At 53.3% G+C, this 14150-nt stretch carries 13 protein-coding genes; 2 read left to right on the forward strand and 11 right to left on the reverse strand.

The window, feature by feature from the left end; genetic code table 11:
* Nucleotides 1-1236 (forward strand): hypothetical protein, encoded by a 1236-nt coding sequence (locus tag NZ653_00975; protein MCS7285701.1) that lies wholly within the window; start codon nucleotides 1-3, stop codon nucleotides 1234-1236.
* On the opposite strand, the gene NZ653_00980 is transcribed toward NZ653_00975, so the two are convergent.
* Genes NZ653_00980 through NZ653_01025 form a run of 10 tightly spaced genes read right to left on the reverse strand, consistent with a single transcriptional unit; the run spans nucleotide 1197 to nucleotide 13014 of the window.
* Complete coding sequence (locus tag NZ653_00980) at nucleotides 1197-2000, reverse strand: class I SAM-dependent methyltransferase (protein ID MCS7285702.1); 804 nt, start codon at nucleotides 1998-2000, stop codon at nucleotides 1197-1199. The two genes, NZ653_00975 and NZ653_00980, sit on opposite strands and share 40 nt — an antisense overlap.
* Nucleotides 1997-2701, reverse strand: a complete 705-nt coding sequence (phoU, locus tag NZ653_00985; protein MCS7285703.1) for a phosphate signaling complex protein PhoU — start codon at nucleotides 2699-2701, stop codon at nucleotides 1997-1999. Before phoU ends, NZ653_00980 begins: the two co-directional genes overlap by 4 nt.
* Before the next feature lie 25 nt (nucleotides 2702-2726).
* Nucleotides 2727-3539 (reverse strand): phosphate ABC transporter ATP-binding protein PstB, encoded by an 813-nt coding sequence (gene pstB / locus NZ653_00990; protein ID MCS7285704.1) that lies wholly within the window; start codon nucleotides 3537-3539, stop codon nucleotides 2727-2729.
* Nucleotides 3540-3550: 11 nt separating this feature from the next.
* Complete coding sequence (gene pstA, locus NZ653_00995; GenBank protein MCS7285705.1) at nucleotides 3551-4414, reverse strand: phosphate ABC transporter permease PstA; 864 nt, start codon at nucleotides 4412-4414, stop codon at nucleotides 3551-3553.
* Nucleotides 4411-5286, reverse strand: coding sequence for a phosphate ABC transporter permease subunit PstC (gene pstC / locus NZ653_01000; protein ID MCS7285706.1), 876 nt, complete (start codon nucleotides 5284-5286; stop codon nucleotides 4411-4413). The genes pstA and pstC overlap by 4 nt, the downstream gene beginning before the upstream one ends.
* Before the next feature lie 3 nt (nucleotides 5287-5289).
* Nucleotides 5290-6240, reverse strand: coding sequence for a helicase-related protein (locus tag NZ653_01005; GenBank protein MCS7285707.1), 951 nt, complete (start codon nucleotides 6238-6240; stop codon nucleotides 5290-5292).
* On the reverse strand, nucleotides 6222-8807 hold the full coding sequence (locus NZ653_01010) for a DEAD/DEAH box helicase (GenBank protein MCS7285708.1): 2586 nt from the start codon (nucleotides 8805-8807) through the stop codon (nucleotides 6222-6224). The genes NZ653_01005 and NZ653_01010 overlap by 19 nt, the downstream gene beginning before the upstream one ends.
* Before the next feature lie 15 nt (nucleotides 8808-8822).
* Entirely contained in the window at nucleotides 8823-10127 is a 1305-nt protein-coding gene (locus NZ653_01015; GenBank protein MCS7285709.1) for a nodulation protein NfeD, read from the reverse strand.
* A complete protein-coding gene (gene lon, locus NZ653_01020) occupies nucleotides 10066-12573 on the reverse strand; it encodes an endopeptidase La (protein MCS7285710.1) in 2508 nt (835 codons plus the stop codon). Before lon ends, NZ653_01015 begins: the two co-directional genes overlap by 62 nt.
* A 12-nt stretch (nucleotides 12574-12585) precedes the next feature.
* Nucleotides 12586-13014, reverse strand: coding sequence for an Hsp20/alpha crystallin family protein (locus tag NZ653_01025; GenBank protein MCS7285711.1), 429 nt, complete (start codon nucleotides 13012-13014; stop codon nucleotides 12586-12588).
* A 16-nt stretch (nucleotides 13015-13030) separates the two neighbouring features.
* Here NZ653_01025 and NZ653_01030 point away from each other — a divergent pair, with 16 nt between their 5' ends.
* The gene (locus NZ653_01030; protein MCS7285712.1) at nucleotides 13031-13225 is read left to right on the forward strand and encodes a hypothetical protein; all 195 of its coding nucleotides are present in this window, start codon (nucleotides 13031-13033) and stop codon (nucleotides 13223-13225) included.
* A 51-nt stretch (nucleotides 13226-13276) separates the two neighbouring features.
* On the opposite strand, the gene NZ653_01035 is transcribed toward NZ653_01030, so the two are convergent.
* Nucleotides 13277-14149, reverse strand: coding sequence for an amidohydrolase family protein (locus NZ653_01035; protein ID MCS7285713.1), 873 nt, complete (start codon nucleotides 14147-14149; stop codon nucleotides 13277-13279).
* Between the last annotated feature and the right edge of the window lies 1 nt (nucleotide 14150).

Consider the following 14150-nt stretch of genomic DNA (forward strand, 5'->3'; position numbering starts at 1 on the left):
TTGGCAACCAAGCTTTTAAACTCTTTACACTGGCTTTTAATTTTTACATTGCTCACTGCAGGGTGCCTGCATCAATATACTTTTACTCCAATTCCCACCGCTACCTGCCCACCAACCCCCCTCCCTTCGCCTTCGCCTGAGGCCACCCCGCCTCAGGAGATAAGCCTCGTGGTATGGCTTCCTGATGAGCTTTTCCTTAAAGGTAAGCCAGGTAGAAAAGCCCTGGAGGAGGAGATTGAAGCCTTTGAGCGAAACCACCCCCTGGTTGAAGTCAAAGTTTACATTAAAAAGGCCAGAGGTGAAGGCGGAATCCTCGCTCTGCTCCTGAGCGCCCGTGAAGTGGCTCCCTCAGTTTTGCCCGATCTTGTGGTCCTGGACGCAGCGGAGGCCGCCTGTGTGGACGGAGACTTTTTTCAGCCATTGGGGGAAATCCCTGAGAGCCTTTTCCCCTTCGCCAGCTCAGGGTTTATTTACCTGGCCGCTGATTTAGACCATATGGTTTACAACACTGGCGTTGTAACCTCGCCTCCTCTTAGCTGGGAGGAGATAAAGCGTGGAGGTGGCCTGCTTCTTCCTCCCTCAGGAGGGATGGTAGCGGCCCAGTATTTCACGATGGGCGGACGCTTCCGAAATGAGAGGAGCGAGCTTATTTTGGAAGAAGAAATCCTGGCCAAGGTTCTCAAGCTCTGGAAAGAGAACATGGAGAAGGGGGCAATTCCCACTCCCTCCCGTAAGCTTGAAGACCCCGAAGAGATGTGGAAGAAGTATCTTTACGGCAAAGTGGCCATGGTGGGGGTAAGGGCTTCGCTTTTCTTAGCTTCCAGGGAGAGACTTCACCAAACAGCTTTTGCTCCTCTGCCATCGGCGGCTCCAGTAGCCTGGGGATGGGTGGCAGGGGTTATCTCCAGGGAACACGAGCGGAAAAAGGCAGCGGAGGCGTTAGTAAAATGGCTCCTTCTTCCCGAGCGGAACCAGCGCTGGACTCTGGCCGCAAACCTTTTGCCTGTGCACCGAGAGGCTTACGCTCAGGAGGAAGATGCCTACCTGCTTTTCCTCTCCAGACTGCTGGAATCAGCTTACCCTGCTCCTCCTTCCACGCTGCTAAAACTGCTGGAAGAGGCCCTCCGGAACGTTCTGGAGGGCAAAGCCACGCCGGAAGAGGCGGCGCATAAAGCAGCTAAGGCAATCCCCCAGCTTTACCCGGACGCTCTGGAGAAGAGGACGAAGCGGTGGTGAGCCCAGAGAGCTTTCAAGGGGCGAGGCAGGATGGTTTCTAAGAAGGCGTAACGCACAACCCTGGCCTTCAGGGAAGGATCTTTGCCGGCATAATAATCCAGTATGTTCCAGTTCCACGCCGTGCCCGAGAACCGCTCCCGCAACCTTCGGGATTTTATTCCCAGTCTATCTAAAAGCTTCACTGCGGGCATGACAGTATCAGGCCAAGGAGGGGTGTCCAGGAAACCTTCCTCTGTAGGGCTGAACCCTTCGCTTTCCACCACTTTTTTCACCTTTTTCATGTCAACCCAGCTCTCATCAACCTGTTTGAAGAATTCAGGTTCCAAAAAGCGCTTTCTTAAGATATAGCCAGGCTGGCGGGGATTGGGCATAGCTATAAAGAGGATTTTATCCGATACTCTCGCGAGCTCCCGGAGGAAGTTTTCGGCGTCCTTCAAGTACCAGAGGCCAGCCCATTCCCAGACCATGTCAAAAGCTCTATCGGGGAAGGGTAGAGCTTTCATGCCAGGGCAGCACACCCACTGCGCCCTGAGCCCGAGCTCGCTCCATATCTTTGCCGCTTCCCGGATACGCCCTTCATCTTCATCCACCACGGTGACGGAACATCCGGCACGGGCCAGCTCTATGCTATTTATCCCTGTTATGCCCGCCATACCGTAAGCAGGGGCCTCCAGAACCTTCCGGATGGGATAGCGCTTAAGCAGGGAAAGCAAATAGTCGTTGAGGACGAATCGTTCGTATACCAGGCCAAGTCCTTCGTTCATAGTTCGCCTTTTTCCTTCTGGGCCCAGCGGGTGCCTATGTCTTCCTGTAAGTCCAGCTCTCTCATTTCCCCTGTGACGGTAAATATTACTCTTTCGCAAATGTTGGTAACCCTGTCGGCAGCTCTTTCCAGGTTGTGGGCAGCCCACAGAAGGTAGTTGGCCTGTTCGAGGTTGGCGGGGTTGGAAATAACATAAGTCATAAGTTCCCGGTAGACTTGGTCATAGAGGGCATCCATTTCATCGTCCTCTTTCGGTATAGCCTCGGCTTTTTCCACATCCCTCTGGACAAAGGCTTCCAGAGCCCTGTAGAGCATATCAGCTGCTTTCTGGGCCATGCGGGGGATATCGATCAAGGGTTTTATGAGGGGCTTATCGCCTATAAGGAGGTTAATTTTGGCAATGCCCTTGGCGTAATCGGCTATACGCTCCAGCTCCGTTACTATCTCCAGGATAGCAGCCAGAAAGCGCAAATCGCTGGCCATGGGCTGCTGCGTGGCAATGACTACCAGGGTGTCCGTTTCTATAGCAAAGCGCTTCTCATTTATAGCTTGGTCCTGAGCTATTAATCGGCGTGAAGCTTCAAAATCCCGCCGCTTAAGGCTATCCACTGCCTCCAGGATGCTATTTCTCACCATTTCCCCCAAGGTTAATATTTCATTCTGGAGGCGCTCTATCGCACTATCCAGCGTTTCTCTTGGCATTGCTCACCCTCCTGTTGAACGCATATTATCCGAACCTGCCGGTTATGTAATCTTCAGTCCGTTTGTCCTTGGGGTTTGTGAATATATCACGGGTCAGGCCATATTCCACCAGGCGGCCCACGTGGTCGTCATCCCACATTATAAAAGCGGTGTAATGCGACACCCTTGCTGCCTGTTGCATGTTGTGAGTTACTATCACGATGGTGTAGTTGCTGGAAAGTTCCCACAAGAGCTCTTCTATTTTCAGGGTTGCTATGGGGTCCAGAGCCGAAGCTGGTTCATCCAGGAGAAGGACTTCAGAGCCCACCGCCAGGGCTCTGGCGATGCAGAGTCTCTGTTGCTGTCCTCCGGAGAGGGTGAGGGCATTGGCGTGGAGTTTGTCCTTTACCTCGTCCCAGAGGGCAGCCTGGCGGAGAGCTCTTTCCACTATTTCGTCTAAATTTTTCTTAATCCCTCGGATTCTAAGCCCCCACGCTACGTTTTCGTAAATGCTTTTAGGGAAAGGGTTGGGTTTCTGGAAAACCATCCCTATGCGCCGCCGGACTTCGGTCACATCAACATCAGGGGCATAGATATTCTGGCCGTTGAACAGGACTTGTCCCTCAACCCTCGCTCCAGGGATGAGGTCATTCATACGGTTGAGGCATCGGATAAGGGTGCTTTTACCGCAGCCCGAAGGCCCGATTATCGCCGTGATGCTGTTCCGTTGAATATCAAGGTTTATATCCCCTAAAACCAGCCGCTCGCCATACCATACGTTCAAATTCCGGATTTTGATGATAGGGTCATCCGGAACGGGGGGCAGGTTTGAAAGGGTCAAAGTCCGAGGCTTGATCATTTTCCCACCTCCTATTCAAAACGAATCTGGAACCGATTGCGCAAGTAAATGGCTGTAGCGTTCATGGTCAGGAGGAGAGCCAGAAGAACGATGATGGCAGCAGCCGCGTTATCGTGGAAGGCTTTCTGAGGCCTGGAAACCCAGTTGAAAATCTGTATGGGCAGGACGGTAAAAGGGCTATGGAGAGCTTTGAGAGATGGAGGGGGGAGGAATGCTATGTAGGTCAGAGCTCCTATGGTTATGAGCGGGGCGGTCTCTCCTATAGCCCTGGATAGAGCCAGGATTGTTCCGGTGAGTATACCAGGCATCGCTGCAGGAATAACCTGATCCCTTACTACCTGCCACCTGGTGGCGCCCAGGGCGTAACCTGCTTCCCTTATGCTTCTGGGTACAGAGCGCAGGGCTTCTCTGGATGAGACGATTATGATGGGAAGGACCAGCAAGGATAGAGTAAGTGCGCCGGAAAGAAGGCTCCTACCCCCGGTTATATCTCGCATCAATCTTACAAAGATCTCAAGGCCCAGGAGGCCATATATTATGGATGGCACGCCGGCCAGGTTAGCTATGTTAACCTCAATGAAACGGGTAAAGAAATTATCGGTGGCATATTCCTCCAGATAAACCCCTGCCGCCACCCCTATGGGGAAAGCGAAGAGGGCTACAAGGATCAGGAGCATCGCTGAGCCTACCAGGGCTGGCAGGATACCTGCTTCCTCCGGCTTGCGGGAGGGGTAGCTTGTTATGAATTTCCAGTTCAAACGGGGAAGGCCATCCACCAGAACATCGACCAAAAGGATGGCGAGCATAATGAGGCCTGCGATGGTGGAAATGAAAGCGACACTTTTGAAAATTCTTTCAACCCATCTTTCTTTCATAGCTTGAACCTCCTCTGACGTGAGGCAAGCCAGTAACTTAGAAGGTTAAAGGTCAAATTCATAAGGAACAGAGTCATGCCCACGGCGAAAATGGTGCGAAACTCCAGGGAGCCAGTCGGAACGTCCCCCAGACTGACCTGAACGATGTAAGCGGTCATGGTCTCTATAGAAACCAGAGGGTTAAGGGTGAGCCTGGGGGTCTGTCCTGCCGCTATTGCAACAATCATAGTTTCTCCTAAGGCTCTTGAAACCCCAAGGATGAAGGAAGCCAATATTCCAGAGGAAGCGGTTGGAATCACTACCCCTGTTACTACCTGACGGGTGGTAGCTCCGAGCGCGTAGGCTCCTTCCCTAAGGGAGCGGGGAACAGCGTAGATGGCATCCTCACTGAGGGAAGCCACCGTCGGTAATATCATAAAACCCATCACAATGCCGGCGCTCAAGGCGTTGAATCCAGAGATGAAGGGGATTATTTTCTTGAGAAGGGGGGTTACAAAGAGAAGGGCGAAGTAGCCGTAAACCACGGTAGGGATCCCTGCCAGGATCTCAAGGGAGGGCTTGAGGATCCGACGAACCCTTTCGGGGGCATATTCGCTCATGTAGATGGCGGCCATCAGCCCCAGCGGGAGCGATACCATCATAGCTATGACGGTGGTGAGAAAAGTCCCGCTAATTAGCACTATTATCCCGAAATGCTTCCGAGCAAAGAGAGGGGTCCACTGGGTTTCCGTCAGGAAGCGGGTTATGGGCACTTCTTGAAAGAAGGCGAAGCTTTCAAACACGAGGACGGCGATTACTCCAAGAGTGGTGAAGATGGAAAAAGAGGCACAGAAGGCAAAGATTCCTTCAAGGAATTTTTCTCTGAGCCTCAATTTTTACCTCCCGAGCCTTTCCAGGGTCTTCTCCAAAAGCTTTTGCCATTCATTTCTTTTTCCCATGGGCAACCAGAGAGCTTTGCGGCCAATTCTTACCGGTGGGAAGAAGCGGCCAGGCCCACGGGAGACCAGGTCTCCAAGGCGCCTGCGCATCTCAGCCTCGTTGATGGTTCCATTAAGCCTGATGGCTATCTGGCCCTCTTCCACCCCTATGGACCTGACGCCAGCTTTGAGGGCGAGGACTTTTACCCTGAGCTGATATAAGAGGTAACGGACAGCCACCGGCAGCGGGCCGAAACGATCCTCCAACTCAGCTCTCATTTCTTCAATCTGCTCTAAAGTTTGAAGCTGAGCCATCCTCCTGTAAAGCTGAAGCCTGAGGAAAGGGTCCGGGACATAATCCTCGGGTATGTAGGAGGGCAGAGGCAGGTCAATGTTAACATCGGGGAGGGCTAAAAGGGAGGATTTTGCGGCTTCTTCTCCCTCCCTCAGCTCTTGGACAGCCCTGGCCAGAAGGCGGCAGTAAAGGTCAAAGCCTATAGCAGCGATGTGACCATGCTGACGGGGACCAAGGATCTCGCCTGCCCCTCTTATCTCCAGGTCCTTGAGGGCGATGCGTAAGCCGGCTCCCAGTTCGCCCGCTTCCATTATCGCCTCTAGGCGTTGCCGGGCGCTCTCTGAGAGAGGAGCCTCAGGATCATAGAGAAAGTAGGCATACGCCCTTACCGAACCTCTACCCACTCTTCCCCTGAGCTGGTAAAGTTGCGCAAGTCCGAAAGTGTCGGCTTTGTTCACGACGATGGTGTTGGCGTTGGGAATGTCCAGACCGCTTTCTATTATAGAAGTGCAAACCAGGATGTCAATTTTACCGGAGGCAAAATCCAGCATCACTCTGGCCAGCTTTTCCTCAGGAAGCTGACCATGAGCTATCTCTATCCGGGCATGGGGCACAAGTTTTTCACCTTTGCGGCTACTTCTTTTATATCCTGCACCCGGTTGTGGACGAAGAAAACCTGCCCTCCGCGGTTCAATTCCCGAAGGATTGCCTGCCGCACCATGGTTTCATCGTATGGGCCTACATAGACTTTCACCGGAAGCCTCTCTTCCGGGGGGGTTTCTATGGTGCTCATATCCCTCAGCCCTGATAGGGACATGTAAAGGGTGCGAGGTATGGGGGTAGCCGTGAGGGTAAGGACGTCCACCTGGGTTCTGAGCTTTTTGAAGTGCTCTTTGTGGACCACTCCAAAGCGCTGTTCTTCGTCTATAATGACCAGGCCCAGGTCCTTAAAGACCACGTCTTTCTGGAGCAGCCTGTGGGTTCCAATTATTATGTCAATGGCCCCCTGCTTGAGCTTTTCCAGGATTTCTTTCTGTTCTGAAGGGGAACGGAGGCGCGAGAGCATTTCTACCACAACGGGGAAAGGTTTCAGCCGCTCCTTGAAAGTTTCATAGTGCTGCTGGGCAAGGACGGTAGTGGGAACCAGAACCGCCACCTGCTTTCCATCCATGACGGCTTTGAAGGCAGCTCTCAGGGCTACTTCGGTCTTGCCGTAGCCTGCATCACCGCATATTAGCCTGTCCATGGGGCGAGGTTGTTCCATATCGCGCTTGACTTCTTCCACGGCCTTTAGCTGGTCGGGAGTTTCCTCATATGGGAAAGAGGCTTCCAGTTCAGCCTGCCAGGGGCTATCGGGGGAGAAGGCATGGCCAGTGACAACTTCTCTGGCGGTATAGAGCTGAAGGAGTTCATGGGCGATCTCGCTTATAGCCCTTCGGGCCCTCTCTTTGGCGTATTCCCAATCAGCCGTGCCGAGGCGGTGCAGTGCCGGGGGCTCATCGCTTATGCTCACATAACGGCTGAGCTTGTCGGCTTGGTGGACTGGGACGTAGAGCCTGTCGCCGGCAGCGTACTCTATTTCCAGGTATTCTCTTTCCACTCCGTGGAGGGTAAGGTGCGTCAACCCCCGGAAAATGCCTATTCCGTGGTCAATGTGCACAACATAATCCCCAGGCTTTATATCCCCAAAGAAAGTTTCAGGGGCAGGCCGGTGAACTTTGATGGGACGCCTCGGGGCCGGTCTCGTCCATCCGAAAATTTCTGCATCCGTCAGAAGGACAGTGTGAGTTCCATCGGACTGGAGTATCCATCCTTCCGAGAGGATTCCCCTCACCAGGGTGATGGTTGAAGGCATGGGTGGGGTTTCCACTCCAGTGGCAGGCTCAGCCATTTTCCCTTTATTGGCCAGGATTTCAGCCAGCCGGTGGGCCTGACGCGTCACTATAACCACCCGGCTTCCGGCCCTTTCCATAGCTATGCTTTCGTCCAGAAGTCTCTCCAGTTGTCCAGCGTAAAGGGGAGCGTAGAGGAAGGCTCTGGCGATGGGGGTTTCTTCCTCGCTTCGGGTGATGATAAGGTTGGCCCGCCTTATCACTTTCTCCTTTAATTTTTCACCGGGAAAATACGGGGAGGGCAATCCCTGAGGTATCTCGCCAGCCCTTATCAGTTCCTTTTCCACCTCGCTTGCCTGAAAGACAAGGCTGTGGATGGCCGCTTCCAGCTCGGGAAGTTCTTCCGTTATGAGCAGGGCCTCCTGAGGCAGGAAATCAAAGAAGGAACCAGGTTCCGGATAAAGGAAGGGGATGTAGAACTCTATACCCCGGAAGGATTTCCCATGGCGGAGGTTTTCCATATCTTCCCGGAAGCGGTTCTGGGCCAAGGGGTGGCAGGAAGAAAAGTTTAGGGAGGAGAAAGCCTCTGCCGCTTGTGGGCCGAAGCCAGGCAATGCCTCGGAAGCGGGGGTAAGGGCGAAGCTTTCCACCTGGCCCGAAGACCGCTGAGTTCCAGGGTCAAAGAGGCGTATGGTTTCGATTTCATCCCCGAAGTATTCTATTCGGACCGGGAGCTGCGAAGGCGGTGGGTAAATATCCAGGATTCCACCCCTGTAGCCGAAAGTGCCGGGTTCATCCACAACCGTTTCGTGGCGGTAGCCAAGCTCTTCTAGGAGCCGCAGAAGTTTCTGAAGGGGGTATACCTGTCCCACTCTTAAAGGGCGCGTTCTTGCGAGGAACTCCTTAAGGGGGATGGTCTTGTAAAGTAGGGAACGGATTGAAGCTATGATCAGAGGGGGGTTGAAGGGCAAGGAATTCCGGTATGGGGTGAGGTGAAGGGCGAGCCTGAAGAGAACCTCAACCCTTTGAGCAATGGTTTCCTTTCCCCAGGGTTCTCGCTCATAGGGGAGTGCATCGGGCTCTTTAAACAGAAGGATTTCTTCCGGGGATTCTGCCCAGCTGCGGAGTTCTCCATAGTAGCGACGGGCCTTTTCCACCGAGGAAACCACCAGGACTATGGGGCGTTTGAGGTCTTTAAGAAGGGCCGCCAATACAAAAGGCCTGGCTGGTTCTGCCAGGTCTAAGGGGAAAGGTTTCCCTCTTTCCTCCCCAAGCTTTTCCACCAGCCATCTGTAAGCATGATGTTCCCGGAGGATGGGGAGAAGCCCTTTGAGGGTTAAAGCTTCCATAGCAAAGCCTTACGCTCACCGCTCCTGGGATTTCCTAACTATAAGCCTTATACCATCTCTTTTCACTACTTCTATGCTTTCGCCCTTCAATATAGGAGGCTCCATTGCCTCAGCTGTCCATTCCTCGCTCTTTACCAGCACGGTCCCCATAGGGTTAAGGTCGGAAGTAGCCCACCCCTTTGCCCCTATAACTGTATCAAGGCCGGTGAGGGCTTTCCTGCGTTGTGCTCTCCACACGGCGGAAAGGGCGAAAAGGAAAAAGGCCAAAAAGCCAGTAGTCATCAGAGCTATGAGCCACCAGGATACCCTGACAGAAGGCATCGCCGGGGAAACCGTGGGCCATGGGCTGAAAAGCATGAGGGAACCCAGGACAAAGGCGATTGCTCCGCCAATACTTAAGGCAAATCCCGTCACTTTAAGGTCCACAAGGAAAAGGATTATGGCCAGGATTATGAGGGCGATTCCTCCCCAGTTAACCGGAAGGCTCCCCAGGGCGACAAAGGCCAGTATGAGACAGATTATCCCTGTAATCCCGGGGATGAAAGTTCCGGGGTTGTAGAATTCAGCCATCAGAGCCAGAATCCCCAGGGATAAAAGGATGTAAGCCACGTCCGGATTGACAAGGGAGTGGAGTAAATCGTCGGTCCAGCTCATCCTCACTCTTTCTATAGGAGCTCCTGCAGTAGCGATGGAAACTTCCCTATCTTTAACCTTTACCTTTCTCCCGTCTATGAGGCGGAGGAGCTCTGGCAGGTCTGCGGCGATTAAATCAACCACCTTTTTCTCCAGGGCCTCCTGTGCCGTTAAGGAGGCGCTTTCTCTGACGGCTTGTTCAGCCCATTCGGCGTTGCGGCCTCTTTCCTGAGCTATAGCCCTTATGTAGGCGGCAGCATCCTGAGTTATTTTGGTTTCCAGAGTTCCTGTCAAAGGCTCCATTAAACCTACTGGATGGGCTGCCCCTATATTGGTTCCCGGCGCCATTGCTGCTACGTGGGCAGCCATAGTTATGAAGAGCCCGGCCGAAGCCGCTCTGGCTCCCGGTGGAGAAACGTAAACCACCACCGGTACTTCTGAGTTCATTATGGTTTGCACGATTTCCCTCATGGCGGTATCGGTGCCGCCAGGGGTATCCAGTTCTATGATAAGGCAATTAGCTCCTTCTCTTGTGGCTGCCTCCACCGCCTGCCGAACGTAACGGGCCACAAAGGGGTCAATTATCCCCTTTACATTAGCTACGTAAACCTTCTGGCCTGCCGCTTCAACTGGTACCAGGCTCAGAAGGGCCAGTATCAGGGCCAGAATAAGAAGCCTTGCTTTCATCGGATTCTTTATCCTCCCGTTTATCAGCAAAAACAATCTTAAAGACCTCATCCACGTGCTCTACCAGGACGAAGTTCATCTCTTCCCGGATGTCCTTGGGGATTTCGGCCAGGTCGGGCTCATTGCGCTTGGGCAGAATTACCGTCCGTATCCCTGCCCTGTGGGCTGCCAGGACCTTTTCCTTGATCCCTCCCACTGGTAGTACCTGCCCCCTCAGGGTTATTTCTCCGGTCATGGCAACATCAGGACGGACCGGACGGTTGGTGAGGAGAGACACCAGGGCCACGGCCATGGTAATTCCCGCCGATGGGCCATCCTTGGGGATAGCTCCGGCAGGAACATGGAGGTGGATGTCATGCTTCTCAAAGAAATCATCTTCAAGGCCAAACTCTTTGGCTTTGGAGCGAACATAACTTAAGGCGGCCTGGGCCGATTCTTTCATGACTTCTCCAAGCTGGCCTGTCAATATAAAGCCTTTCCTTCCGGGCATCTTGGTAGCTTCTACAAAGAGGATATCGCCTCCGGTAGGGGTCCAGGCCACACCTGTGGCTACGCCCGGGATTTCGGTCCTTTCCATCACATCTGAGTAATACCTGGGCTTGCCCAGGTAATCCACCAGGTCTTTAACATCCACGTGGAAAGGCCCCTGTTCACCGGAGGCCACTCTGGTGGCAATCTTACGGCATATGGCTCCGATTTCCCTCTCCAGGTTTCGGACCCCGGCCTCACGGGTGTATTCCCTGATTATCTTGCGGATAGCTTCATCGGAAATTGTTACCTCATCCTGGCGAAGGCTGTTCTCCCGCAATTGCCTTGGCAGGAGGTATTTCTTGGCGATGTGGAGTTTTTCTTCTTCAGTGTAACCGGAGAGCTGGATTACCTCCATTCTATCCAGGAGGGCCGGGGGTATAGTGTCCAAGACGTTAGCAGTGGTGATGAACATAACCTGCGAAAGGTCAAAGGGCACATCCAGGTAATGGTCCCTGAACTCCCTGTTCTGTTCTGGATCCAGGACTTCCAGGAGGGCTGCGGCGGGGTCGCCCCGGAAATCAAGCCCGATTTTGTCCACCTCATCCAGCATGAAGACGGGGTTCTTGGTTCCGACCCTCCGGATGGCCTGGATTATTCGGCCGGGCAGGGCGCCAACGTAAGTCCGGCGGTGGCCCCTTATTTCGGCTTCATCCCGCACTCCTCCCAAGCTTATGCGGATGAACTTGCGACCCAGAGCCCTGGCTATGGACTGACCAAGGGAGGTTTTGCCCGTTCCTGGAGGACCTACAAAGCACAGGATTACACCTTCTCTCTCCCGGCGGATGTAGTCAGTAAGCTGGGCCTCTTCTCTTGCCCTCTCCTCTTTCCTGTCCTGTTTTAGCTTGCGGACAGCAAGATATTCAAGGATTCGCTCCTTCACCTTTTCAAGGTTATAGTGGTCTTCGTCCAAAATGCGCCTTGCCCGTTCTATGTCCAGGTTATCCTCGGTGGCCACATTCCAGGGCAGGCTCGTAAGCCAGTCCAGGTAAGTCCTGATGACGGAATATTCGGCAGCAGCGGGAGGCATTTTGCGCAAGCGTTCCAGCTCCCTCCTGGCTTCCTTTTCTGCCTCTTCTGGCATACCGGCCTTGGCTATTTTCTCCTCCAGCTCCCTTATCTCAAGGGCTTGCTCATCTTCCTCGCCCAGTTCCTTCTTTATGGCTTTGAGCTGTTCCCTGAGGAAGAATTCCCGCTGAAGCCTTTCCATCTCGGCCTGAGCCTGGCTCTGAATCTTGCGGCCCAGCTCCAGGACTTCCAGCTCCCTGGTGAGGATAGTATTGAGCTTGTGGAGTTTATCCCGCACGTGGTCCAATTCCAGAAGCTCCTGAGCTTCTTTAACGTCCATCCTCACTGTAGTAGCTATGAGGTAGGCCAACTGCCTTGGGTCATCCACGTTCAGGACCGCCGCCATTAGCTCTTCGGGGAGGTGTGGAGCAAGGGATACCAGGCGCCGGAAGAGATCCACACAGTTGCGCATCAGGGCTTCCACTTCTATGGTCTTTTCCACAATCTCGGGTGCTGGCCTCACCCTGGCCCTGAGGTATGGGACCTCCTGAGTGAACCTTTCAATCCGGAACCTCTCCACCCCCTGAACGATGAGGCGCAGAGTGCCATCGGGAGCTTTGAACAACCGGTGGATTATAGCCGCAGTGCCGGTCCAGAAAATGTCGTTGGGGCCTGGTTCCGGAATTTCGGCATCCTTGGCGGCCACAAGTCCTATCAACTTATTGCCTACCACTGCATCATCCACGAGTCTTATAGATCTTGGCTGACCAACGCTCAAAGGAAACACCGTGAGAGGATAGGCCACCACCTTCCGCAAGGGAAGGATTGAAAGCTCCTCGGGAATTTCAACCCCGCTTTGAACCTCAACTTTCTGTTCCGGAACTTCTTCCTTCTTGAAGAAAAAGGCCATATTTTCACCTCCTCATTTTGAAGGCAAAAGGTCTATGGTTTCATGAGGCTTGAGTTTAATGGCTTTTGCCTTTGGGATTAAAACCTTAAGGAAGCCGTCTTCGTAAACGGCTTCAATTTTGTCTTCCTCAACAGGGCCCGGGATGTAAACCTGGGTCTCAAAGCGACCGTAAAGGATTTCCATCTGCTGGTAAGTAAGCTTTTCAGCTGGATCCACCCGAACCCCGGAAATGGTTAGGGTGCGGGAAGAGAAAGAAATCTCAAAATCTTCGGGTTTCATCCCGGCCACTTCCACCTTCACCACAACGTGGGAATCGGTCTCATACACATCAGTAGGTGGCTTCCAGACCCTTCGGGCGCGGGGTAAAGGGGTTATTGCCCCTTCAAAAAATTCCACCCGCCACCCGTAAATGCCATCCATCCAGTCTTTATCCTTTGCCATCTTAATTCCCCCATCTATGGTTTCCATTTTGATTTTACCATACAAGCTATCAAGTTACAAGCATTTTGAAGCCGTCCGAACTCCTGCTCGGGAGATCTTCCACTTCCGTAAGCTCAGAGCCAACATGGTTCCAGGACTCTTTCGCGAGCGGGTCGCAAACCGCATTTTGCTCGTGCAGGCCTTAAACTCTTACGCAGATGAATCCTGCTGAGGGGCGGAGGCTATGGATGTTAGCGGGGATTGAGGCTCAGCTCAACGCACTTTACATATCGAGGGGCTCGCTGCTTTCCCCAGGGAATATCTTTAAAAGCCTTGCTGCATTTTCCCCCAGGATCCGTTCAAGACCTCGCTGGGATAGGCCTGAATTTTTCACCTGTTCTACAAATGGGCCTGGTCTTACCAGGGGAAAATCAGTGCCAAAGAGGATTTTGTAGCGCAGAAGTTCCCCTACTATGGGGAATATCTGGATGTCATAGAGGAAAGGCGTGGCAGCGGTATCGTAGTAAACGCGGCTCAACCTTTCCCTCACTTTGGGCATGAGTTCATAGAAGGGAAGACCACCACCCCAGTGGCTGCAGACGAGGGTCAGCTCCGGGTGGTGCTGGATAAAGTTATAGACGATCCCAGGGCTTATGGTGCCCTTGCCCCGGTAGTTGTGGCCCACAGGCTCGCTGGTGTGGACCATCAAGGGAACATCGTAGGCCACGGCCGCCGCTACTATGGGCGTCATTATATCCTCATCATCCAGAGCATAGCCCTGACCATTGGGCATAAGCTCTCCTATTCCTCTCATCCCGCCCTCTATGCAACGCTCTATCTCGCGCACCGCTTCATTCCCAGCCCTCGGCTGGACAGCAACAAAGCCATAGATCCGGCCTGGATAACGCTTCATAACATCCAGAACATAGTCATTGCAACAGCGGCACAAACCCATATCGGACCAGGCAAAGGAAAAAGCCACCGCTGCATCTATCCCATCCTCATCCATCACTTGGATAAGTTCTTCCGCTGTAATCATCCTGGCCCTTGGGCTGGAATAAAGCACCTCAAACCACCGATCTCTCCGGAAGAACTTTTCCCGGTTTTTAATCACCTCAGGAGGGAAAATATGGACGTGGAAGTCAATTATCCTCACG

The sequence above is a fragment of the Anaerolineae bacterium genome (genome assembly GCA_025062375.1).
Classification (GTDB): Bacteria; Chloroflexota; Anaerolineae; order SpSt-600; family SpSt-600; genus SpSt-600.

Excerpts from the sequence above, each read along its gene's own strand:
- NZ653_00980 (MCS7285702.1), bottom strand. The coding sequence starts at position 2,000 with ATGAACGAAGGACTTGGCCTGGTATACGAACGATTCGTCCTCAACGAC.
- phoU (MCS7285703.1), bottom strand. The coding sequence starts at position 2,701 with ATGCCAAGAGAAACGCTGGATAGTGCGATAGAGCGCCTCCAGAATGAA.
- pstB (MCS7285704.1), bottom strand. The coding sequence starts at position 3,539 with ATGATCAAGCCTCGGACTTTGACCCTTTCAAACCTGCCCCCCGTTCCG.
- pstA (MCS7285705.1), bottom strand. The coding sequence starts at position 4,414 with ATGAAAGAAAGATGGGTTGAAAGAATTTTCAAAAGTGTCGCTTTCATT.
- NZ653_01010 (MCS7285708.1), bottom strand. The coding sequence starts at position 8,807 with ATGGAAGCTTTAACCCTCAAAGGGCTTCTCCCCATCCTCCGGGAACAT.
- NZ653_01015 (MCS7285709.1), bottom strand. The coding sequence starts at position 10,127 with ATGAAAGCAAGGCTTCTTATTCTGGCCCTGATACTGGCCCTTCTGAGC.
- lon (MCS7285710.1), bottom strand. The coding sequence starts at position 12,573 with ATGGCCTTTTTCTTCAAGAAGGAAGAAGTTCCGGAACAGAAAGTTGAG.
- NZ653_01025 (MCS7285711.1), bottom strand. The coding sequence starts at position 13,014 with ATGGCAAAGGATAAAGACTGGATGGATGGCATTTACGGGTGGCGGGTG.
- NZ653_01030 (MCS7285712.1), top strand. The coding sequence starts at position 13,031 with ATGGTTTCCATTTTGATTTTACCATACAAGCTATCAAGTTACAAGCAT.